This is a genomic window from Vagococcus sp. WN80Y, from assembly GCF_059621045.1.
In genome coordinates, this window is sequence record NZ_JCAQHY010000142.1 from 1 (window position 1) to 21,526 (window position 21,526).

Genomic DNA, 21,526 nt, shown 5'->3' on the forward strand with positions numbered 1-21,526 from the left:
AATTTTGATACATAAATAGCGCTCCTTTCTGATTGGGTTTTGTCACTTTAATCATATCAAGGAACGCTATTTTTGTGTACCCTAAAACGCAAAAAAGGTGGGATAAAAGCAGATTAATTATCTACTTATGTCCCAACCTCGAATTAATTATGAAATTGATTCAATTAAGGATTACAAAAGAAATTTTTTATAATATAATTGGAGTACAAAGGAAGGTGTTTAGTGTGAAAAGAACTATTTATTTAATTTTAGGGTTTGGTCTTTTAGTTTTTCTCTCTGCTTGTTCTGAAAACAAACAAGAGTTGATAGGTAACAATGTTTCAATTTCCAGTAGTTCAAAAAAGAAAGAATCAAAAACCTTTAGTTCGGATTCGTCTAGTATGAATTCGTTGAAGGACGGTAGAATACCAATAGACTCTTCGAGTAAAAGTAATACTGAGCAATCTGGTTCAATTCAAGCCAATAGTGAAAGTAGTTTAAGTTCATACTCCGATGAACAAATAGAGTATTCACGAGTATGGTTAGTTAAAGGTCTGCAAACTGATATTGATGAATTAAATGTATTAAAAATACCTGCTGGTACACTAATAAATCCCTTAGATGAAAGCAGTTCTAAGTATCCTACAGACGTAATTCAATTAAGTGGCTCTCGTTTAGTAGATGGTTCGATTACTTATAAGAGTAATGGGGATGGGTCAATTACCACATATGAAATTCCTTCACGTTGGGAGTCTAACGTTCCAGACAACATAGAGAAGAGTTATATGAGTAAACTTACTCAAAGTATGATTGATAATGGTCAAACAATTATAATTCCTGTAGGAAATCCAGACGAAGTTATCAGGTTAATTAACATTGAAAATATTCACTGAGATTTTTGTGGATTAATCAAATGACCTAATTTTATATTTATTTCCGATAGTTTAACGACATTTCTACCACTTAAAAAATGTCATCGGCCTATTGATATTGTGATAACTAGGAGACTCTAGAAAGAGGTTGTGACAAACACTCATGAGGGCTATAGCCCCCACCAAACAGAATGAAAAAGAAAGTGATCTACTACTAGTATATCAAGAGTTTCAACAAAAAAGGGAAAGAGCCATTTTTAAACCTCTAATTCTAGTGGTAAAACAACTTGATCCATGTTATAATTTTGATACATAAATAGCGCTCCTTTCTGATTGGGTTTTGTCACTTTAATCATATCAAGGAACGTTATTTTTGTGTACCTTAAAACGCAAAAAAAGGTGGGATAAAAGTAATTTAATTATCTACTTATGTCCCAACCTCGTTTATTTTTGTACATCTATTCTTATGAGGTAAACATCAAATATTGAAATTCCTTTCTGAATAAGATCTGAAGTGAAAATCTGAAGGAGGGAAAAGGAGTAAGAGTTTGAAGAAACTTAATAAATCGTTAAGCAGGCCGTGGCTAAGCTTCTGTCTTTAAACAATGACTTTGAGCTAGAAAAAGATTTAATGTTATAATGTATAGGATGAAAATTCCCAACCTATTACTATACAATATATAAATTAGGTTACAAAGAAAAGGTAGTAACAAATAATTTTTTTTGAATGTAAGCAATTAAATACTTCCACGATTTAATATCTGTGACACGTTCAAGGTAAAAGAACTCAGCATTGGATGAATTAGTTTAAGAACAATCAGAAATAATTAAATCCGCATTACTTGGATTGTTAATGAAAGTTATCAGCGCTGGATTAAAAAAGGCTAACAACTTCTGTTGTATCATACTTTCACCGCGTATGTTCATAGAGAAATGCGTACAAATAGTGAGTCTTTCTTTTTTTTGACTATTGAGAATGAGTGTTGTTAAAAAAAGTTCAACTTGTTATATTTGGGGGGCAATGGATATTTTAGATGAAATTGTGACAAAAATGAGGATATTTGGTCCATTGTCACTCCTTGCAGTTGTAATTTTTTAGTGTGAAAAGAGAGTCATTCGTGAGTGTTGTAAAGACAGTTGGAAGGTCTGTTTTTGAGTAATCAGCATAGACGTAAAAAAGGACATATTGATACAAGAAAGAATATCTCTGAGTAGACAATAAAGTTAAATTGAAGGTCGTAATGGTTTCTGAAAGAAGAGCCTCACTTCGCTTAATGAGTGGATCCATCGTAAGCAACTGTTGGGAAATTCGATTAATACTGTCTACAGAGTCTAGACCAGAGACAGTAAAACGTAGAAAAAAGTTGAGAAATAATTTTTCATGTATCAACTCTGTCGGATTGATTTGTGAAGAAAAAGAATCCAATACGTGCCCTAGATCATTTACTGATTGAAATACTGTCATAATATCACGAATATATTCATCCATTTGGATATATTTTTTTCTATTTAGGACTATATAAAGGGTAATACTCATGAAATAATCGACTTGCTTTTTTTGATGAAAGGACATACGACGGTATTGGATAAGTTTGTTCGTCTATCATTTGAATGTAATCTCTTTGTTTCATTTTTAGAAGGGGCCAATCTAATCCTTTATAAGTAAACCAATGAAAGTAATAAATAAAGACACGTAGATCCTTTTCTTCGCCTTCAAAATTAACAGACTCTGTAGAGGTAGAAAAATTAAGGGAGATATTGAATTTTTTTAGAATTTTCTGTATTCGCTGTAAATACTTATAAACGGTTGATTGCCCCATAAAAAGAGAATCGGACAGTTTAATTACAGTCGGATATTTTAGAGTTATTAACAACTTGATAAGGTTGAATTCAACTGATTCGTTTACATAGAATTAATGTAAGGAAGTGAAGAAGGGGAGAAGATTAAAACAATATGTCCTTCTTCTTTTTTTATTAGGATTTCTTCACTCTGAAAGGCAGAATGGATGTCTGTCTGTAATTCTTTGATATAACGTGTAAGAATGTCTTTGGATACGCCTAATTGTTTAATAAAAAGGTCGACATGAGCTTCTTTATGAACTAATAGGTAACGAAAAAATAGTTAGTTTGTTTTTTGAAATAGGTGTGATAAACAGCATACCTAGCGCCCCTTTTTCTTTTTAAGCTCAAGTATAGAAGGGTTATTAGTTGTTGTCCAATAATTTGCTAATAATAAAACATGGAAGTGATCAAAACAGGTGACGATGCGGAATCTGACGCAAGTTAATATGGTGATAGATGGAGCATATTGATACGCGACACACTCGAGCAATTTCAGAAACAGGTATGGTTGAGTATGAGTACAAAGAGAACGCTTGTTCTAATTGCTGATTGTCTAGAGAGGGACGCCCAAGTCGAATACCGTTTTTCTTTGCGATGTTTAAGCCGGAGGTTATTAATTCTTTGCTGATCTCTGTCTTCATGTCAAGAAAAGCTTCTAGGATGTTAGAACCCATTTTTCCCATAGTGGGGATAATATCAAGATTATCTTGGATGCTAATAAACCGCCCATTTTTTTTGAGAAAACGTATTAACTAATAAAATAAGTTGCTTGGGATTTGCCACTAAGCAGACTAATTTAGCAATGATGAGTGTGTCTCCTGACTGTAAGAAATTTAATAATTCGTCACAATCGTTATCTTGTTTGTTCATTGTTAGTTTATGTTCTTTATGAATGTCGTCTACTCCGTATTGTTCTAATATTCTGACTTGCGTATCAAGTGGTAAATGTAAAAGATGACTGCAGGCATATCCAATAACTGTCATATTGATTCCTCCCATAAACTGTATGCTCAGAATTATATCTGAGAAATAGCACCCAAAATTCTCAAGTTGTGAGGAATAACTACAGCAACATGAGAGAATACACTGATAGATCAAGGGATTACCCTAGGTCAGTTCGACAGGGAATTCCTCTCTTTTTCAAGTTGTAGTAAATGGTAGGAGCGGATATGTGGCATTGTTTAGCAATATCATTAACCGCTATCTCTGTCTCCTGATAAAGCTTAATCGCTTGGTTGACTTCTTTTGTTCGCTTAGGACGCCCTAATACAGTGCCGTTCTGTCTGGCTGCATCTAGTCCTGCGGTTATACGCTCTCTAATTAATTCGGCCTCCATTTCAGCGAAAGCACTCATGACAGTGAAAAAGAACCGACCCATCGAAGTAGAAGTATCAATATTGTTTTGAATACTGACAAAATTAATACCACGTTCACTGAAGCTTTCTAGTAATTGTAATAGCTGCCGAGTATTGCGTGCCAACCGGTCAAGTTTAAAAATTACAAATGTATCACCAGGAACTAAAGCATCTAAGGCTTTAGTGAGTTCAGTTCGCTGAGTCTTTCGTCCACTTTCAAATTCTTTATAAAGTGAATCTACTCCATAAGCATGTAGTGCTTTTTCTTGAGAATCAAATTTTTGGTTGTGGGTACTTACCCGCATATAGCCGATAGTTGTCATTGATGAGGCTCCTTTTTGTTTAATAATAGAAATCAGTGAATCGGTAGTTCAATAAAAGAACATAATCAATAAAAAAATGCCTTTTATAGGAATGTAACTACCATAGAACGAGAGGAGTCAATTATTTTTACAATGTTCAAAATAAGCTGAAAAAAAGTCTTGACAATTCCTATACGTCTATAATAAACTATAGTTTTTTACACATTTAAATAACTGACGTTTTCTTATGCTCTTTTACCTAACAAATCCCAATTTAACGGGATTCTGTTTTTTGAAAAAAGAGCTTTTTTGCGTTTTTCTTGTGTGAACAACTAACTATAGTTTATTAGACATGCTGATTAGCGCTATATTAGGCTTTTCGGAGGACCAGGAAATGAAAAAAATACGGAGCTGAGCATGTTGTGTGTAAAGTCGAAAATGTGTATGTCGTCTTAAGTCAGTTGCCGTTTTGAAGCGTCCAGATGTTTATAAATGGTAAGAGGGTTAGAAAAAAAGCTGTCTCAAAAAGTTTTTCTAGTAGGGACGTATTAGTAAAAGGGAAGGAATGGGAAAAGTGCGGCGAAAAAAGAAACAAAGACGTTCGTTGTCAACGCATAAACAACGGCGCTCGACTCCTAAAGTGATACCGAAAAGTCCCGCTAAGCACCTATTAAATCTTGTATGGAATGTTGTGTTTTATATTTGTGTTATAGGGGTTTTTATAGGGGCATTACTATTTAATTTTAATGACTCACCTGATAAATCGTTTTATGGTTACCGATTTATGACGGTTAAAACTAATTCGATGGCGCCTAATCCAAGTAAACCAAAATTAAAAGGTGGATTTGTGGCAGGTGATTTGATTGTAATTAAGCAAGTTGAACCAGATTTGTTAGTTAACCACGATATCATTACCTTTTATCCTGTAAAAGGGAACAAAAAGGCTTACTTAACTCATAGAATTATTGAGGTTGATACCCCTACTTTGAATGACGAAGGCGAAGAGATTTTAGGGCTAACGACCCAAGGTGATGCTAATACAGGAAAAGATATGCCGATTCAAAAATCACAGGTGGTGGGTAAAGTAACTGGGCATGTGCCAGGGATGGGCTTAGTGATTCAATTTATCCGGGATAAAATAGTGGTCGTGTTGGTTTTAATTATCGTATTATTTGCGTTTAGCTTGACATTGAAATACTACTTAGGTATTCCGAAAGTTGAAGAAAGAAAACGCCGAGCACGAGCTTAAGACAAACGATTAATTGTAGTATATGAAGGTTCCGTTAGGAATCGTTAATATAAAAAAAGAAAACTATAGGAGGTTTTTTTCGATGAATTTTTACGGAAAAAATAAGCAAAAGAAGAAAAAAGCTGTCGTAACACTGGCAGCACTTGCAGTTATTGCAATGATTGCCGGGACATTTGCCTGGACATCATATGTGGATTGGAAAAAGAACCACATGCAATCGCGTGGGTTTGAATCAGGAGAGGTTACTATTACGGAGGTATTCCCGAAATCGGAAATCACACCAGGGGCAAAGATTCAAAAGGAAGTGAGTGTCGTAAATTCATCTGATAGCAATGTTTTTGTTCGCTTGTCATTTGAAGAGATGCTACATAAATTAGCCGACGATGCTGAATTAAAAGATTATGCGTCTTTAACAGCTGCAGGTTTCCCAGTTATTATTGACCCATCTGAGTATGTCAAGGAAGGGACTTTGTGGTCGGATATAACAGCTAGATTGAGAATTGATGGTGTTGCACCAACATCAGCAGTAGCTGAGGATGTTGGCTATAAGTTATATGAGAATGATGGTAATGTTGTTTTGATGTATGTTAAGAAAGCATCAGTAGCGTCTTTTCCAGCTAAGTTTGAGTTTAATAGAATAGGATCAAAAGTTCCCGTTTTCTCAGGTTCGTTTGATGCTGATGATGCGCAAATAGCTCAAAAAATCTCAGGGCAAGCAACAAAACAAGCAGACAATACTTATAACTTTACGACGACCGCTGAGGCTGAGGGTAAGTTGAAATATTATGGTTACGGTGTAGGGCTTGGAGCAAAAGCTGAAAGTAACTGGGCTGGGGACTCAATCAAGCTAGATGATAAGACATTAGCTGCTTCAAAGCCAGCTATAAAAGATGTAAAACAATCAGCGCTTGATAACGAGCTAGCATTTGAAATGACTACAGTGGGAACAGATGAAACCAACATTGGTGCGCAAGATTGGTACTATAACGCAGGCGATGGATACTTTTACTACACTAAGAAGTTAGAACCGACTACTTATACTAAGTCTACGTTACTTGCATCGGTTGCGATTCCTAATAATGACACATACGGTATCTCAAGTTACGATTTGTGGATTGGGATGGAGGCTATTCCTTCTTACTTAGCAGCAATGAAAACGGGAGTTGACAAAGCTCAAGAGGGTAAAGGTTCAGGCGGTTGGGGCTTAACAGATGATAGTGCCGTCTATAAATACTTTGCAACTATAGCAGATCCGGAGTAAGTTCTAGTTAAGTAATGGAGGAACGTTGATGATTAAAAAGAACAGTTATCTGTCTCTTTTTATCCTTATCAGTTTGTTCTGTCTCTTCGGTCGTAGTCCCTCTGTTTTTGCAACAGAGGGACTACCGCCAGGAGTGATAGTCGGGGATGATAACGGATTACAAGTGGGAGAAGATGGTAAATATTTTATTGAGCATACAGATATTAAACCGGGACTGACGTTTGAGAAAAGTATTTCAATTAGTAATTACGCCCAAAAGGAAGGGGCATTTACTTTACGTTTAGACATGAAGGCGGATCAAACCAGTGGAGAGGTTAATTTGCTAGAAGCGATTAATGTCAAATTGGTATTAGAGGGTGACCTTATTTATGACGGTAATTTAGAGGGCGTTTCGGTGACAAAGAAAAAGAAATTGCCACTTGAGCTGGGAGAATATCCAACAGGAACGACCCGTACCTTGACTGCGACTTTCAGTGTGTCAGATGAGTATCCTGAAAGCATGTGGAAAAAAGTCAATGATGCAGAATTTTATTGGGTATTTTATGCTAGTAATGAAACGGAACCAACAGTTGATTCTAAAGAACCAAAACCAACTCCTAACCCAAAAATCAAACCAAAACCATCACCTTATTTACCACAAACAGGGGAAGAATGGCGCTGGGCATTGATTGGCGGAGTAGTTGGTTTAATGATGACTATCATCATTTTGATTATTGCGAAGAAGCGTCAAGCTAAGCGAGTCGACTCATGATGATCCGTTTACTCCTATCATGAGTTGAGTGGAGGACTTTGTTAGAAATGTCATTCATTCAATTGATGATAGGAAGGGAGGAGCAGTGTGGCTATAAAACAGCGAAATATGAAACGGAAAGGGTTATCTTTACGAGAAAATAAACGATTTTTTGGGCTATTCATGGGGTTATTGAGTGTGGTGTTAATTATCAATGCGACCTTTGCTTGGACGAGTTTTGCCAAGTGGCGTAAAAATCATATGCAAGGTAATGACGAGCTTCTTGTACCTGAGATTGAGGTTAAAGGGGAGTTTGGTGGATTATTAACTCATCAAGCATCACTATCGCCTCAAATAAAAGTGGTCAATACAGGGCCCATACCTGTGTTTATTCGAGTTAGTTTGAAGGAAGTGCTGTTGACATTAGAAGTGGATACGATTGATCAGACAGGGAACGGTCACTTGAAAGAGTACTCGTCATCAGGAGAGAAATCCGATGTGTTGCTAGAGTATCCGTCAACATGGAAAATTGATGGGCGTTTTACGCCTGATGAGGTGACCTATTATCAGACGGAAAAACTGTCGACGTATCTTTTCCGAAAAAATCAAGAGGGCCGACCAACGGATTTGACATTCATTAATTATAAGTGGGGCACAGGGGACTGGTTGTATCAAGAACAAGGTCCAGAAAATACAGGGTATTATTACTATTCTAAAGTTGTTGAACCGGGAGAAGCAACCACTGTGTTATTGGATCAAATAGAGTTGACTGCCGATGCACCGAACCGCTTAAAAGGTAGCTTACACCGAATCGACGTTAATGCAAAGGCTGGTGAAGTAACAGATGGCGTCTTTGGAGAGTGGCAGATTCCAGAAATAAAAGGCAATGCAGTATATGAGGCCTTTGAACATGAGTTGTCAACACGCTAAGGAAAGAGAGGAAAGACAGTGAAGCGAAAGAAATTCCCAATAAAAACAACTATCGCAGTGGCATTAGGACTTTATCTGATGTGCCTGAGTGTGACCTTCCCCGAAACCAATGCGTATTTGACTGAATCCGATCTTAAGCAGACGAAAGAACAAGTGGGAGATCTCTATGTGTCGTTAAAAGATTCAGGAAAGGGTGGCATAATATCCCTACCTGCGGATCAAGAGATTAAGCGACAAGTCAGTGTTGAAAATAAAGGAACAGAGGCGATGTTTATTCGTGTGATGATTCATCCTGTCTTAACAGATGCTATAGGCCGTCAAAAAGCTGTGAGTGCAGCAGATATTATAGTTGATTTAAATCAGACCGACTGGATTGATGGTAAAGATGGGTATTACTATTATTTGAAAAAATTAGGCATAGAAGCTTCTGGTGAGACTGCTTCGATTTTTACAAAACTACAGGGGAGTTCAACGATGGTTGCAGAAGATCAATTAAGATTAGTGATGAAGGTTGAGGCAATTACAACAAAAGGTCATACTTATCGTCAGGCTTGGTGGCGAGGTGATACCCCCGTTGAGGCCGAAGCTCCGTCTTACCAAGTGGACCAGATTTTGGCTGGGCTAAAGGATTAAATAATTGAGAAGCTTATGTAATGAGTGAGTATCATGATGAGTTAAGGAGAGAAAAGAAATGAAGATTGGCTACAGTAAGAAAACTTCGTCAGTTATAAAACATCAGTTAGTTGAGTTCGGAGCTGAAAAAGTGATTCAAGAAGGTAGCAAACATCGAGGAAGTTGGACTACACGTCCACAATTTCAACAATTGTTAACAGAATCTCAAGCAGGGGATTGTCTGTTAATTCAATCTTTGGATGATCTTAGTCCTTTACCTGATGAGTGGTTAGCCATTTTGGAAGCTATTGACTCTCGTGGTCTTCATTTATCTGTGATGGAATATTCTGAATTATCAATTAGAGAGTGGCGTCAGTTGATGAGGTGGACGATTAAGAGTGCTCACTCAGCCGGAAAAGGCTTAAAAATAGTTTCAGTAGGACAGGAAAGTAGCGAAGATAAAGTGTATTATCGTGCTTTTTCTAAAAGTGAGAGTGGAAGAAAGGCTTATTGGGAAATGTTTAATGCGCTATTACAGAACTACTCATTGAGACGAACAGCAAAGCTCTATGATGTTTCTCAGGCAACTGTTTACCGCATCAAACAACAACTAACGCAAGTTAAGCATATTAGTTGGTTGGTGGGGACTTTTTTAGTGACCTTGGTTAGTCTACAGATAGCTCGTAGTTATTCAGACAGTTGGTGGTTACAACTAATAATCGGGGCTGTGGCGACAGGGTCAATTATTTATTTTACTTACTCAGATACAAAAGAGGAATAAAAAGCTAGTTCAATTAGTGTGTAGTTCATTTTCGTAGAGTTATTACTAAAAAAAGTGTCTTTACTTCTCTTTAAATTTAATGAACGAATTAGTTACTATTTTATTGTGAAATGAGAGGCGTGATGGTTAATGGCTATTTATGGGTATGTTAGAAAAGGTTTTCCAATGAATGAAACGGCGCAATTGGAAAAAATAATGAAGTATGAATGTAACGAACTTTTTTTTGAAGCGGAATCTTTATTCGAAGAGGTAGAATTGACTAAACTGCTTGAAAGATTGACAACCAAAGACACAGTAGTGGTTATGAGTCTGCAGGTATTTGGTAAGTGTTTACGTCAGCTTAAATCGATGATTGAGTTATTTGAAGAAAAAAGGATTCGTCTGATTAGTGTAGAAGATCACTTAGATACTGAATCAAATTGTTTTTTTTATCCATTTTTTGAGTTACTAGCAAAAAACGATACTGAATGTAAAAGTGAGAGAATGAAACAAAAAATCATGAGGGCACGTCAAATAGGCAAATCAATCGGCCGACCAACATTAGATGATGAAACGATTGATCGGATTTCATTTTTGTATCATCAACAAAAATGGTCAATGAGACGAATCGCAAATGCGTGTGAGGTTTCATTAGGGAGTGTCTACAAATACACACAGCGAAAAGAGCTCCAGCAAATGAAGTAGAGGCTAAGTTGGTTTGTAAGAAGAGTAAAGAACTACTAGCTTGATGATAGGAAAGAGAGGCCGATGAGAATGTATATGAAAAAACAGACCTTAGTCAGAATAATAGTGTTATGTATTCTCTCCTTAGTCGTTATAATTATTGGCGGTTATAGTAGTAAATCGAATGTATTGATGGCTAAACCAGAAGCTGGAAATGCTAAAAACCCAGTAATAATTGATAAAAGTACTGCCAATGAATACAAGATTCCGTTTGATGCAGAAAAATTATTGGATAATAATCTTCAAGGGAAGTCGGCCTATGCGACCTATGTGAATGGAGATCAATACACGCCGTTTATATTTCCTACAGAAGATATTTGGGCGGAGCGAAGTGAAAAAACAATCCAATCAATCCCGTTTGTGGCAAAAACGAAAACTGGTAATGTATTGATGGTGCAGATTCATTCAAATTTGACGGCTGCTTATTTCAATAATGCAGAAGAAACATCAGAACTAATATTAGTTTCACCTTCTGGAAAAGTCGTGCAGCAAAAATGGCTAAGTGAATTAGTAAGTAGCTATTCAAATCCACCAGTTATTGATGAAAAAGGCTTCCCTCAAAGTTTAAATTGGGGAAGGCCTGGTTATGGTGTTGCTCCGTTACATCAAATAGTGGATCGAGATTATTCTATTGATGGTTTTTTTAAGATAAAAGGTTTGATTGAGGAAGTGGATGGCTCATATACAATCTATGGATTTGGAAAGGTTGGAATAGGAAGAGATAGCAGATTTTCGACAGCATTCAATAAATATGAAATGGTAATGATTAATATTAGTGACCAGCTTCAACTTCAAGATTTTGAAATCTTAAACACCGTAGTATTTGATAGACCTGAAGATGGATGGGGAATGACCGACTCAGGGAAGCTTCATACTGGATTTTATGGAGAAGAAGTTTTAGGACTATCTAAATATAAGTTTTATAGTAAGTCTAAGCTTGAGGATAGTTTATCAACTGAGAAGCCCTATATGGAGTTAGAATCTTCGAATTGGAAAAGACGGCTCCCTGCTGAAATAGTATCTAAACTTCAGAAAATACTTCAGGATGGGGATTCAACTCAAAAAGCTGGAGCGACTGCCTTGACATCTTACTCTAGGGTGAAACAACTTTTCCAACATCAAACGAGTGTTCAGTATGGAACAGAATCAATAGAGGCTTTCGGAATAATAGATCCTACAGATATGCCTTTAGAAAGTGTTACAATCTGGGATAGAAACGGACGCGTATTAAATAATATGCCTGCGGATTATAGGGAAACAAATACTCTTAGTACGAAGGGGAATAAGATGAAAGTAACATTTTTTCCTAGTGCTAACTCTAATGATAAAATCTATTTTAACATGATTTCTCCTTGGAGTAGTCGTCTAGTTGTTTACGATATTAAAAGTAATAAATTTACTATTAAACAGCTAGGAATTGGAGATCAACTTTTTATTACTAGAAAAAATGATGAACTTCTATTCTTTGGTCAAAGCAATGATTTATCTAATATTGATGCTTCATTAACTGGTAGCGGATTAGTAACAGGGACTATGGATGAGAATTGTAATATAAAGAAAATTGTAAGTGATGAAACGATAACCGGTTTTTCGCCAGTTTCGATGCTAAAGATGAGTGAGGACCGTTACTTTTTAAACATGAAATTGATTGGAAATAATCATACATGGATTCCTAATGAAACGAATCGTGGTTGGGCAGAGAGAGTAACGACTAAGTATAGTCAGCCAATGCAGGAATTGCCATTCTTGGAAACTGGCGTTGCTTGGGGCTATTTTAACGTGGTACAAGATTGGGCACCAGCAATTGATCAACCTAAAAATAACATTGTTGTTGATACGTCAGACCCAGATTGGTCAGATTCAACAAAGGATCAAGAGGGCTGGACAGTCAAAGATCGTTGGCTAATTACCGGGGAAAAGGGAGGAACCTTTGCTTCTCCAAAAGCCATCAAGATGTATGATTTTGCAGATGATAAGTACCATGGCAACCCCAAAGTAGACTCAGAAAAACAGATCAATCGTAACCCTCTTAAAACTGATCAAGCGATTGATTGGCAAGGGCTAGGATTTGAAAAAGAAGATCGTTATGGAGCCAATCTAGTGACGTATTTTGCAACAGATAGTCAAAAACAGGTCACCAGTGTGTCCAGACCCGTTAATAAAGTCAATGATCAGGTTGATTATGATGATTCCCATGGTTTAGGAGCGGAAAACTTTGATTTAACGTATGTATTGGCTAAGTCAATTAGTGAAGAAGAACTAAAAGAAAAGGCTAAAGCCTTACTATGGCGGTTTTCTGATGGCAAGGCGTTAGATTTAACAGATATTTCATTAGACATGGAGCAATTGAAAGCCATACGTGCTGTAACCGAAGCGTATAAGAATAAAGAAATAAGCGCTGAATTTCCTGGATTTGTGGACTTCTCTGAGCTTATCAAACCTTATCCGTTGACGCTGACTGCAACGGTTAAAGATCAGGGCGGTGGAGTGGTTAGTGAGCTGAAACGAACGGTGACGGTATTTATCACTAATGACACCACTCTGGTTGATCAAAAAAATAACACCGTTATATATGGATTTAATTTCAGGTATCCATTGAAAAAGGCTGGTAGTTTAACTGACACACAAATAAGCGAGTTAGCCCATGCAGCTGCCTGGTCATACGATAATAAGTGGGGGGAAGGGATCGCTGCCACTCATTTGACAACGAATCGTCAAACAGCGTTTAATCCAACGGATGAGCGATTATCAGGGCTGAATTTTGCCCGTAAGCCTAGAAGTGATTATGCGTTAAACTTGAGCGTTAAAACGGTCAAGAATACGTCAGTGAGTGTTGAACTTTATTCAGAGCTAGTAGGGCTGCATCTTCGTCAAATTGTACTTAAACCTCACTCACAATTAGTCGTTCCAACGGAAGGGTATTTCAATCTGATTAATGTTCCGACGCTTGAAAGGAAAATTACGCCATACGAGGACCCGCAATGGCCAGAAGAACCAACCCCCTTGCCAGAAGAAGAGGTCGGTCAAAATATTCCTACTGTATCAGAATCAGGAGTGGACGAACAAAAGGTGGCATATAGTCAGATTGAACTACCTGTTGGTTATGGTTACTATGCCTATCAAGTTACCGTTGTTATCCCCGAATATTATGACTATGCGGGGTATATGTTGACTGAAAAGGAAAATGAACCAGCTTCGATAGCTCAGGGGACACCTTCAATAGATTATAGTGATCAAAAAGATGATTACTGGTTGACCGTCTATATTAAGCCAAGTCTTCCGTCGATTGATTCGCCACGTTTTTATGGCTGGAGCTATAATCATCCATAAAAACGGTGACTGAAGAGTAAACCGAGAAATGATAAAAACTTCTTTCTTTTTTTGTTAGAGGTCAGTCTAATGCCACTATATAAGAAGTTATTTATATAGTGGCATTTATTGTCTAGTTGAAGTGTTATTAAGTCAGCTTAAGGAAATCGCTGAGTGGCATCATAGATTAATTTAATGGTGAAGAGGGGAATAGAAAAGAGATGGAAAGAATGAAAAAATTTAAGTGGCTAATGATCGTGTTAGGTTTATTTATGGTAGGGCTATGTTTATATTTTGTCTGTCAAAGCGCCCTTTTTTCAACTAAGGACGAGGTGACTAAGAAAAACCATAAGGTGGAGCAAGTTCGCGAAACACGCACAAAAGTACACTCAAATAAAACCGAGATATTTATTGAAGATCAAGAGGGGGAAGAGCCGTGAATAGGATTAAAAAAAGCCGAAAAAAATGGCGGTTGCTATATTTTACTGCTGTGTTGTTGTTAGCAAGTGTCGGGCTATTTGTGTATAAATCTCAGCTGGAACAGATAAAGGCTGCGACATTGGTAGATGAAATCAGAGAGAATGTAATTGTTAATGGGTTAGTGATCGATGAGTTTAAAACAGGTACTGCCTACCCCTTAAACGATAGTAAATATGAGGGGATGCCAGGATATGATACATCATTGGATGATGAAATAGTCAGAAGTAATGATTTTGTGACGTATAAGCTTAAAGCAAGTGTAAGCGCGGTAACTGGCACCTATGAAAATGTAACTGTTCGAGTAGAAATTATCTACCCAAACGCGATTCAAAATGGTCGTGGGGTAGTTAACTCAGATACTGGTACTAGTTGGAGTGTGAATAATACCACCAAGGAGTTTACACGTGCATTCAACTTGTCTTACACGTCGACAGGACAATCAGCAGAAGGGGCTGCAAGGGTTGGATTTCCTTATGCACCAAATGGTTTAGAGTTTCAACCTAGAATTAGAGCGGCAGTGACAGGGGCAAATGGTGTCGCGATTCCTGCTGGTAGATTAGTGTGGACTGAAATAACTGAAGCAAAGGTCCCAAAAGTTAAAACATCAGCATCGCTTAACTTGATTCCAGTAATTGATCCGAGAAATACTAGTGAAACAGCGAATGATGCAAACTTTTCAACCTTCCCTAAAATTACAGGAATTACGGATAAGAGTGATCCGTATTATCAAGGGTTAATCAAACATGTCGCTGTTGGCTTGCGTTATGAAGCGCTGGAAGGGAATAGAGATCTAAAGCCACCACCAGGTTACTCTAAGCTTCACCTAACACTTTTAGGGCAAACTTATCCAGATACCAAAGAGAATGCTGGCCCTTATAAAGTAAAAATAAATTTTTCCACTAGCATTGAAAATAATCAAGGACTAGTGAATGATACACAAAAAGTCTACCGAATTGGTAATTATTTAGGGGATTATGACTCAAAAACGGATTTTGACTCTTATAAGTGGGATGAGAGTGGTAAAGATAAAGATATCCAGCTACCTAAAGTTAATGCCGCGGCATATCGACTTCAGTATCCTACAGCATTTGATAAGCAATTTGGTGCTACTTATTATAAAAGTCCGGCTCTAACAGAGGATGAAGAGGGGAAGGGGAAGTATTCAATTGAATTTGAGGTCAAAAGGACGCCGAATATTTCTGGATTTTATGGTGTTATTACGGCGGGCTTGATGATGTATGTCCCAACTACTGACTATCAAGATTTTTTAAAGTATAAGATGGAAGCAGAGAGCTTCAGTATAACTGGTTCGGAAACGGAACAAACAAAAAATGAGATAGATGAGACTGAATTAACTGAACCTAACCAAGGGCTAACCAAGGGTGAATGGAAGTATGTGAAGCCCGAGTGGGGAGAATCAAAGCTAACCTTTGTTACTCGAATTTTAGGACCAGTAGTGAAAAATAATGCAACAAATAATGCTCTACTGGGTTTTTATCATGATTGGTCTGCAAAGTATGTTTATACACCGCATTTTATTGTTAAAGCCCCAAAAGGAGTACCTATCACAGCTCTGGGAGAAGATGCTCTTCCTTTTTATTCGGATGGTCTATCGAAACGGCCTGCTCATATCCGTGTGGGGAAGCTGAAAGCTGAAAATAATGATGATTATTCGGCTAAAAAGCTATTGAGCTATACCGAGGAAGATTATGATTGGACAGATGTGGCTGTTGGAGGAGATACCTTAGGTGGAGAATATTCAGCGGCTATGTATTACTTTGAAGAAGAGGACATGGTTTCTTCAGAACTCAATACGAGGGAGTTAAACAGGTACATTCGTCTTAATAACTTAGAAGAAGGGAATTTTGTCAATAAGGATAAAAAAGAAGAATATACGTTAGCTTTGTATGCATATGGCTACACAGACGAAACAAAGCAAAAAAAGATAGAGACATATAACCCCAGTGAAACTAACCCGGATATTCAAAACTATCAGTCGCGACAATGGGGGATTGAAGAGAAAAATGGGGTTCGACAAGTTGTCGAGACGCAAAAGCAACAGCCATATAATGTCTGGGAATTTCCGGTAGTTAGTAATATATATAGAGCTCATGCGACAAACTTTTATCCATATCGTCAAGGTAGCCTTAACGTAAGTATGGCTCAGGTGAATGGTACGTCATTTGGTCGTGATAATTCTAATCCTATTCTCGGGGCCGGAATAAATTACGCCGCTTTGGAAAAGGTTGGTAATTACCCGTTCAAGATGTCAGTTACGTTACCTAAGGGGCTATCCTATGATCCAAGCACGAAAGAATTTACCTATCCATCTGAAGAACTGGCGACATTTGATAAAGAGCCTGTCATCACTAAAGACGAAAAAGGAAAAACAACAATTGTGTTTAAAGGGACTTTTAAGAATATACCAGCGGAAAAAGTTCAGGGGTTTAGGGTAGAGTTTGGGACAAGTATTGACGAAAAAGCGCTCGATTATGGTGTATCTGGCCAAAATGTTATTTCGACTTTAAGGTGGGATACGTCATTAGAAGTAGAGACTGGTGAGCAGATGGTGACTAAAGGACTTACTAACAACAGCTTAATGAGATATTCGGTTCTGCAGCTCTGGGGATTGAAAAAGACCGTGGATAAAAAAGTGATTGAAAATAACGGAACTATTCAATATGATTTAGAATCGGATAATTCGGCTGACACAGACATGGTTGATTTTCGGATACTAGATGTTTTACCAAATGACGGTGCTATTAACAATGATTTCTCTGGAGATTATGTAAAAAGTATTGATATTGTGTCTAATCGAAAAGACATTGATATTTATTACGCGGATGAAACAAATAAAGTGGAGCGTGGGACAAATCCGAATGATATAGATGTGACAGATGGCACTTGGACTAAATATAATTCTGGAGAATTACCAAAGGGAACAAAAGCAATACTAGGAATAGTGAAAAATCCAATTAAGAGTTGGGTTCAAGGCTACGAGCAGATTACCATCCGAATTAGAATGGTAACAAGTGGTAATCGAGGGAGTAATACATACTATAACTATGCGACTGCTAACTCAAAAAACGGGAATAATATTGTTAAAAGCTCTAGTGTTGAAACAAAAGTAATCAGGAGAACTATTACGGGTCTGGCTTGGTTTGATTCCAATTATGATGGAATTAAACAGACTGATGAGCCAATTCAAGCGAACACCCCTGTCCATCTTTATAAAAAAGGTGATGATGGTAAGTTGACAGCTATTACTAAAAACTTGAATGATGAGGATTTAACAACGTATGTAACAGATAGTCAAGGTAATTATAAATTTGATTATTTACCTTATGGCACGTATGTGGTTGGATTTGATGTGAAATCGCTGTTGAATCAGGATTATTTCATTACTAAAGAAGATACTAACCCACCCAATGAGCAAGAGATAACGAATAAATTTTCACCTTCGCGTATGGAAAATGATGATTTCATTAGTAAGGAAGTCTCGTTGCCTAAAGCAGAAGATTCTCAAAACAATCCTGAACCAACTATTCCCAATATTAATCTGGGGTTGACTCATGCGACCAATCTAACGGTAGAAAAAACTGTTTTGGATGATAAAGGGACAGATATCAATGGGAAAAAAGTAAAAGTGGGGGATAAAGTCACCTACAAAATTGCTGTTAAAAATCTACAACAGCATTCGATTGTTAAGAATATCACTGTAACAGATACGCTAGTAGAAGGGCTTGATTATTTGCCTGGGACTTTAAAGTGGCACCAAGCGAGTGGCAAGACAGTTAATTTACCTGATACTCATTTTAGCAATAAGGAATTAAGTGTTGAGGTTGGAGATTTATTAGGGCCAACGGAGTCACTGGTGATAGAATTTGAAGCGAGTATTAATAAAAAGGCTTCGGGTTCTGTGGTAAATATAGCTTATGCTGAAGGAGAGCACATTCAAGTAAGTGATAAAAAATCTTCTGAGGTAGCCAATGATGTTCCACCGTTACCTAAGTTGACGAAACTAGTTGACAAACCTAAATCGCACTACGGCGATACCGTTCTATTTACAATTATGGCGGAAAATCTTAAAGGTGGAGGGCTTATGAAAGAGACGACCATTAGGGATCATTTGCCAAAAGAATTAAAACTGATTCCAAATACAACCACCATTGACGGTGTTTTAATATCAGATGAAGCTATCTGGAATTCGACTAAGGATCAGGCTGAATACATTAAGGGAGACTTTTTCTCAGAAGACAAATTGGAGATTAAATTCCAAGCAAAAGTTATAGACAATCCTGAAAGTAATAAAATTACTAACAGAGCAGTTATTGAAGGAAAGGATTTAGATCCTAAAAAAGTCTATAAGGAAGAAGCCTCTGCAGATATTGATATCGTGACCAATAGCCTCCACTTGAGACAAGCAATTTTGTCTCCTAGCGATCAATTAGTGGTTCCGAATTCGGGGTATTTTGATTTACTAGCAAAAACGCTGGATCAAACAGACATTAAAATGAATGTTCGTGCGGATTCATCAGTAAAAGATACTGCTGAAAGTGTCAATAAGACACTTTTCTCTACAAGTAAATTGGATGCTTCTAAGGTGAGCGATGGCCGGTATCAGTTGACTGCTGTTATTCCTGAGTATTATAAAGTTGTAGGGTTTGTAAAAAGTACTGATGGAAGTAAGGTTAGTAGCCAGCATTTATCAATGTATAAACAGCTTGGGGAGATTGATCTTAGCTTTGATAATCAGCCAGAATATTGGGTGACAGTGTATCTTACCCCAACAGTTCAACACCCAGCATTTTATGGATGGAGTTATGGCCGTTAGAAAATGATGAGACAGGAGGGGCGAGCCTTTGGGTTGTAAGCGAGATAAGTAATTGATTTTAAATTGAAATGGGCCTCTGCTAAAAGCTTTGCAATGACAAAGAAGTGAAGCTGGGACATTGAAATTTACTCGCTTAGCCTCTAATTCTTAGTACTTAGAAGTTAATGGGATCGGAACGTAGTGAGCAGACTTTTGGAGCGCGTTTATCACATAATATTTGTGAAGCAAGTGGAAGGTGGGACTTTTGTCTCACCTTCAATATAATGTTAGATAGAGATAGAGGGGAAGGTAGCCAAAGGTCATGGTAAAAATTAAGCTGACAATTGACGAGTATCGTACTTTACGACAATCAGTGAAAAATTTAACGTGGATATGGGATCAGTATACGCGTAAAAATCCAGATGGATGGTATCACTTCAAATATCAGTCTGAGTTACGGTTTTTTCTTGAAAAAGAAGAGGGAAAGCTGTTGTTTAATCAGGTTAAACTAACGCTATTTAAGAAACGAGTGAAGATGTCGCGAGAGGTGTATGCTGAATTGATGAACTGGGCATCTATTAGTGATCAGCTTCAAGATGTGCTAGCTCACCCTCCTTATGGTAGTTTACTCATTAGCGATGAATTTATATAGAGGGAAAGTAGTGATAACGCTGATAAAGCGAACAGACAACAAGATAATGAGTAAAATACCCAGTGAGAATAATACTGGTTGAAATGAGGCGTAGAAGATGATTATTGGATACACTACAAACTATGATGATGAGCATGTTAGGTTGAGAGATGAAGCTGGTTGTGAGGAAGTTTATAAAGCAGATGGGACAACTAACCCGCAATTATTGGATCAATGTGAAGCGTTCTTACGGGCTCATCCTTTTGATAAAATTGTGTTGATAGATAGTGCTAGCATTGGACTGCCAATTAATCGTTGGGAGCAAATTGGTACGTTGATTTTAAATAACAATATGAATGTTCATTTTATAGATAAGGAGTTAGAAAGCGACCGTGCCTATGTGTTATTGTTAAAGAAATTTGGCAAAATTGAGCGGCAATTAATGACGAAACGGACTCATATTGGATTAAATAAAGCGAGAGCTAAAGGGGTTTTTGGTGGTCGACCAACTATTGATGATGAGACAGTTCAACAAATTGTTTATTTAGCATGTAAGGAAAAAAGGACTCTACGTGAAATATCGCAACTAACGGGCGTTTCATTAGGGACTGTCCATAAATATATTAAGCTGAGTCGCCCTCAATAAGAAAGAAAAGAAGGTGAGTTATGACTATTTATGGTTATGTAAAGCGAAACTATCCGTTGCCGACGAATGATCAGTTGAAAATTGTGTCAGACTATCAGTGTGAGGCCATTTTCATTGAACAAGCCAGAGATGATCGACAAGTGGAATTTAAGACATTAGTAGCGATGCTTATGCCAGGGGATATGGTGGTAATTGCAAGTCTTGAGGTATTTGGAAAAGAGATTACCACAATTGCCGATGCTTTAAATATTTTACGACATAAGCAGGTTCGGCTAATTAGTTGGAGTACTCAATTACATTTGAATTATTATAAACGCACATCTGGTCTTTTGTGAAAAGCTATCAAAGAATAGGTATATGAAAAAGAGATTAAAAGTAATAAAATAGGCTGAGATTACCAAACTTAGGAGATGATAATGAAACGAATAGTAGCATTGAGTATAGGTTTAATCCTTTTAGCAGGGTGTGGGGCTAAAAAGAGTGATGAAATTGACAATCTTGCCAAGTTTAGAGAGAGCTTTTTAGAAGAATTCTTGGAAGTAATAGCAGGGGAAGAAGAGGCAGAGTCGGTTTCTTCAATCAATTAAGCTGGAATGACTGGTGAGCGGTTCTTAGGTCGGTTATATTTTTTAGAATCAAGGGATAATTATCTGATTATTGCTGCATCAGTGGAAGAAGCTTATTTTGAAGATGAGACTTGGTTGACATCAATGTTAGATACTTTTAAGAGTGACGAATAAAATAACTGTGTCAAATTAAAGAGATGGTCACTAATTGGGAGAGTTTTTTTAAGTAATGGCACTTAAGAAGAGTATATCGTAACTTTAAAAATTAGTAACTTAATCTATACAATTATAAATAAATTGAGGCATAGAGAAAGTGTACTTATGACCAATACCAAAATCGACTATCGTTATCAAAAATCAATTTCTGATTATACTTTAATCTGCCAGTATTTTTTTAAGTAAAAATGGCTTTTAAACTTGTCATAATGAGAGGTGCTGAAAAATT

18 protein-coding genes and 1 pseudogene are annotated in these 21,526 nt (G+C 37.1%); 16 read left to right on the forward strand and 3 right to left on the reverse strand.

Features of this window, described 5'->3' with window-relative positions:
• Window positions 1–224 precede the first annotated feature (224 nt).
• A complete protein-coding gene (locus tag AC5KOD_RS08745; RefSeq protein ID WP_496914169.1) occupies window positions 225–872 on the forward strand; it encodes a YdeJ family lipoprotein in 648 nt (215 codons plus the stop codon).
• A 1,484-nt stretch (window positions 873–2,356) separates the two neighbouring features.
• Here AC5KOD_RS08745 and AC5KOD_RS08750 read toward each other — a convergent pair.
• From AC5KOD_RS08750 to AC5KOD_RS08760, 3 genes and pseudogenes are all read right to left on the reverse strand, one after another.
• Window positions 2,357–2,749 (reverse strand): annotated as a pseudogene (locus tag AC5KOD_RS08750) (helix-turn-helix domain-containing protein); the annotation flags it as partial.
• 658 nt (window positions 2,750–3,407) lie between these two features.
• Window positions 3,408–3,677: a hypothetical protein gene (locus AC5KOD_RS08755; RefSeq protein WP_496914170.1), complete on the reverse strand. Its 270-nt coding sequence runs from the start codon at window positions 3,675–3,677 to the stop codon at window positions 3,408–3,410.
• A 118-nt stretch (window positions 3,678–3,795) separates the two neighbouring features.
• Complete coding sequence (locus AC5KOD_RS08760; RefSeq protein ID WP_496914171.1) at window positions 3,796–4,371, reverse strand: recombinase family protein; 576 nt, start codon at window positions 4,369–4,371, stop codon at window positions 3,796–3,798.
• 544 nt (window positions 4,372–4,915) lie between these two features.
• Here AC5KOD_RS08760 and AC5KOD_RS08765 point away from each other — a divergent pair.
• From AC5KOD_RS08765 to AC5KOD_RS08835, 15 genes are all read left to right on the forward strand, one after another.
• On the forward strand, window positions 4,916–5,599 hold the full coding sequence (locus AC5KOD_RS08765) for a signal peptidase I (protein ID WP_496914172.1): 684 nt from the start codon (window positions 4,916–4,918) through the stop codon (window positions 5,597–5,599).
• A gap of 82 nt (window positions 5,600–5,681) precedes the next feature.
• Window positions 5,682–6,860 (forward strand): hypothetical protein, encoded by a 1,179-nt coding sequence (locus AC5KOD_RS08770; protein ID WP_496914173.1) that lies wholly within the window; start codon window positions 5,682–5,684, stop codon window positions 6,858–6,860.
• A 28-nt stretch (window positions 6,861–6,888) separates the two neighbouring features.
• Window positions 6,889–7,611: an LPXTG cell wall anchor domain-containing protein gene (locus AC5KOD_RS08775; RefSeq protein ID WP_496914174.1), complete on the forward strand. Its 723-nt coding sequence runs from the start codon at window positions 6,889–6,891 to the stop codon at window positions 7,609–7,611.
• Window positions 7,612–7,698: 87 nt separating this feature from the next.
• Window positions 7,699–8,520 (forward strand): hypothetical protein, encoded by an 822-nt coding sequence (locus AC5KOD_RS08780; protein ID WP_496914175.1) that lies wholly within the window; start codon window positions 7,699–7,701, stop codon window positions 8,518–8,520.
• An 18-nt stretch (window positions 8,521–8,538) separates the two neighbouring features.
• Window positions 8,539–9,153, forward strand: a complete 615-nt coding sequence (locus tag AC5KOD_RS08785) for a hypothetical protein (RefSeq protein ID WP_496914176.1) — start codon at window positions 8,539–8,541, stop codon at window positions 9,151–9,153.
• Between the two features lie 58 nt (window positions 9,154–9,211).
• Window positions 9,212–9,913, forward strand: a complete 702-nt coding sequence (locus AC5KOD_RS08790; protein WP_496914177.1) for a recombinase family protein — start codon at window positions 9,212–9,214, stop codon at window positions 9,911–9,913.
• 129 nt (window positions 9,914–10,042) lie between these two features.
• Window positions 10,043–10,597: a recombinase family protein gene (locus AC5KOD_RS08795; protein ID WP_496914178.1), complete on the forward strand. Its 555-nt coding sequence runs from the start codon at window positions 10,043–10,045 to the stop codon at window positions 10,595–10,597.
• Between the two features lie 75 nt (window positions 10,598–10,672).
• Entirely contained in the window at window positions 10,673–13,966 is a 3,294-nt protein-coding gene (locus AC5KOD_RS08800; RefSeq protein ID WP_496914179.1) for a hypothetical protein, read from the forward strand.
• Window positions 13,967–14,175: 209 nt separating this feature from the next.
• Complete coding sequence (locus AC5KOD_RS08805; protein WP_496914180.1) at window positions 14,176–14,385, forward strand: hypothetical protein; 210 nt, start codon at window positions 14,176–14,178, stop codon at window positions 14,383–14,385.
• A complete protein-coding gene (locus tag AC5KOD_RS08810; protein ID WP_496914181.1) occupies window positions 14,382–19,259 on the forward strand; it encodes an isopeptide-forming domain-containing fimbrial protein in 4,878 nt (1,625 codons plus the stop codon). Before AC5KOD_RS08805 ends, AC5KOD_RS08810 begins: the two co-directional genes overlap by 4 nt.
• A 301-nt stretch (window positions 19,260–19,560) precedes the next feature.
• The gene (locus AC5KOD_RS08815; RefSeq protein ID WP_496914182.1) at window positions 19,561–19,890 is read left to right on the forward strand and encodes a hypothetical protein; all 330 of its coding nucleotides are present in this window, start codon (window positions 19,561–19,563) and stop codon (window positions 19,888–19,890) included.
• Window positions 19,891–19,987: 97 nt separating this feature from the next.
• Complete coding sequence (locus tag AC5KOD_RS08820; RefSeq protein WP_496914183.1) at window positions 19,988–20,515, forward strand: hypothetical protein; 528 nt, start codon at window positions 19,988–19,990, stop codon at window positions 20,513–20,515.
• Window positions 20,516–20,535: 20 nt separating this feature from the next.
• Window positions 20,536–20,850, forward strand: coding sequence for a recombinase family protein (locus tag AC5KOD_RS08825; protein WP_496914184.1), 315 nt, complete (start codon window positions 20,536–20,538; stop codon window positions 20,848–20,850).
• A gap of 81 nt (window positions 20,851–20,931) precedes the next feature.
• The gene (locus tag AC5KOD_RS08830) at window positions 20,932–21,102 is read left to right on the forward strand and encodes a hypothetical protein (protein WP_496914185.1); all 171 of its coding nucleotides are present in this window, start codon (window positions 20,932–20,934) and stop codon (window positions 21,100–21,102) included.
• Between the two features lie 6 nt (window positions 21,103–21,108).
• The gene (locus tag AC5KOD_RS08835; protein WP_496914186.1) at window positions 21,109–21,255 is read left to right on the forward strand and encodes a hypothetical protein; all 147 of its coding nucleotides are present in this window, start codon (window positions 21,109–21,111) and stop codon (window positions 21,253–21,255) included.
• The last annotated feature ends 271 nt before the right edge of the window (window positions 21,256–21,526 follow it).

Bases quoted from the DNA above. Each gene is read 5' to 3' on its own strand.
- AC5KOD_RS08755 (WP_496914170.1), bottom strand. From the start codon at position 3,677: ATGACAGTTATTGGATATGCCTGCAGTCATCTTTTACATTTACCACTT.
- AC5KOD_RS08775 (WP_496914174.1), top strand. From the start codon at position 6,889: ATGATTAAAAAGAACAGTTATCTGTCTCTTTTTATCCTTATCAGTTTG.
- AC5KOD_RS08815 (WP_496914182.1), top strand. From the start codon at position 19,561: ATGGTAAAAATTAAGCTGACAATTGACGAGTATCGTACTTTACGACAA.
- AC5KOD_RS08835 (WP_496914186.1), top strand. From the start codon at position 21,109: ATGACTGGTGAGCGGTTCTTAGGTCGGTTATATTTTTTAGAATCAAGG.
- AC5KOD_RS08765 (WP_496914172.1), top strand. From the start codon at position 4,916: ATGGGAAAAGTGCGGCGAAAAAAGAAACAAAGACGTTCGTTGTCAACG.
- AC5KOD_RS08820 (WP_496914183.1), top strand. From the start codon at position 19,988: ATGATTATTGGATACACTACAAACTATGATGATGAGCATGTTAGGTTG.
- AC5KOD_RS08795 (WP_496914178.1), top strand. From the start codon at position 10,043: ATGGCTATTTATGGGTATGTTAGAAAAGGTTTTCCAATGAATGAAACG.
- AC5KOD_RS08830 (WP_496914185.1), top strand. From the start codon at position 20,932: ATGAAACGAATAGTAGCATTGAGTATAGGTTTAATCCTTTTAGCAGGG.
- AC5KOD_RS08805 (WP_496914180.1), top strand. From the start codon at position 14,176: ATGAAAAAATTTAAGTGGCTAATGATCGTGTTAGGTTTATTTATGGTA.
- AC5KOD_RS08825 (WP_496914184.1), top strand. From the start codon at position 20,536: ATGACTATTTATGGTTATGTAAAGCGAAACTATCCGTTGCCGACGAAT.
- AC5KOD_RS08760 (WP_496914171.1), bottom strand. From the start codon at position 4,371: ATGACAACTATCGGCTATATGCGGGTAAGTACCCACAACCAAAAATTT.
- AC5KOD_RS08800 (WP_496914179.1), top strand. From the start codon at position 10,673: ATGAAAAAACAGACCTTAGTCAGAATAATAGTGTTATGTATTCTCTCC.
- AC5KOD_RS08770 (WP_496914173.1), top strand. From the start codon at position 5,682: ATGAATTTTTACGGAAAAAATAAGCAAAAGAAGAAAAAAGCTGTCGTA.
- AC5KOD_RS08790 (WP_496914177.1), top strand. From the start codon at position 9,212: ATGAAGATTGGCTACAGTAAGAAAACTTCGTCAGTTATAAAACATCAG.